General features: G+C 45.1%; 1 protein-coding gene. It reads right to left on the reverse strand.

The genetic code is table 11. The annotated features are described in order from the left end of the window. The coding region (locus PVE40_RS12745) for an ISL3 family transposase (protein WP_338033485.1) at positions 1 to 1,328 on the reverse strand (1,328 nt) is incomplete at both ends.

A 1,328-nucleotide genomic window follows, 5' to 3' on the forward strand; every position in this document is an offset into this window, starting at 1 on the left:
CTTTTTCTTTTTCTTCTTGTCGGCGCTTTTCCTCCTTGTAATGGAGTGCCTTCGGCTCAAATTGGCTCGCAGTCAGGCGGTAACTGATGAGGATGCGTGCACGCAGGTGACTATAATTTCGATAACCGAATCCAGAACGCTTGATGTTTTTTATTTTATTGTTGACCCCTTCGATGGCCCCGTTGGACAACGTATACACACAAGCATTCCGGATGCCTTCCTGATACTTAAACAGAGTCTGCACGGTGGTACGGACTTTTTTGGGCAGTACATATTTCCTGGATTCTTCTAAAATGGTTTTGAATTGGTCAAAGTCATGTCTTTGGAGGGCGAAACGTAGGTCATTCACCAAGGTATAAACCTGGCGTAAACGGGGATTGATATGTAATAAATAATCCACCATCATCTTCTCGGTCACCAGCCCCTCGTAAAGCCGGTGCGTCCGATAATCGATGACGTTTAATTCCCATTCATTTTTCAAAAGCAGTTTCCATTGTTTCTTCAGCTTCCGGTAGTCCGTCTCGCTTTTTTTCTTGGCTTCATTCATGACGCGGATACGGAACGAATTGAGTGCCCGGTTCAGGTGTTGGACAATATGGAACCGATCGATCACGATTTGCGCTTTAGGAAAACAGTCTTTTACGACCGCTAGATACGGGGAGTACATGTCCATCGTGACAGTCTTCACGCTGTAACGCGATTCCTTGGGATAGCGCATGAAGTAGTCAATCAGCTGATTCTGCCGTCTGTCCTCGACGACATCGATCAACCGGTGGTTTTGGGCATCAAGAAACAGGAAGCTCATGGCACCGGACACATTTCTGACGGACTTGAATTCATCGATGGAAAGGTGTTGCGGGAGATAGATATGGTTGGGTGCCAATGGTTCTGATATTTTTTCAAGGACCCGGATGACCGTGTTGCTGGAAACGGAAAGATGTTGTGCCACCAATCTCATGGACTGGATTTCCCGCAGTTCCATCGCAATTGTCCGTTTAATAATGTTGGAAATGAAGCAGTGTCGTTCAACGAGTTTTGTTTCAGCGATGAAGGTTTGATCACAGTGTTTACACAAGAAACGTTGTTTCTTCAGACGCAGGAGAACCGGCTGGAAATTGATGTGGGTCAGCTTTATTGTGGACAGCTTCGTCCCGTTCTTGATGATATCTTGGTGGGAATCGTTTGTGATGCCGCATTTCTTACAACACCGTGGGGTGTAAGATAATTTCCCCTGGACAACGACGTTTTTAACTTGCTTGATTTTTTCGAATACAACGGGCATGTCATCTAAATATATATTTGGGTCTTCTATTCCGAGCATTTTTTTA

Source organism: Jeotgalibaca caeni (genome assembly GCF_028863945.1).
GTDB lineage: Bacteria > Bacillota > Bacilli > Lactobacillales > Aerococcaceae > Jeotgalibaca > Jeotgalibaca caeni.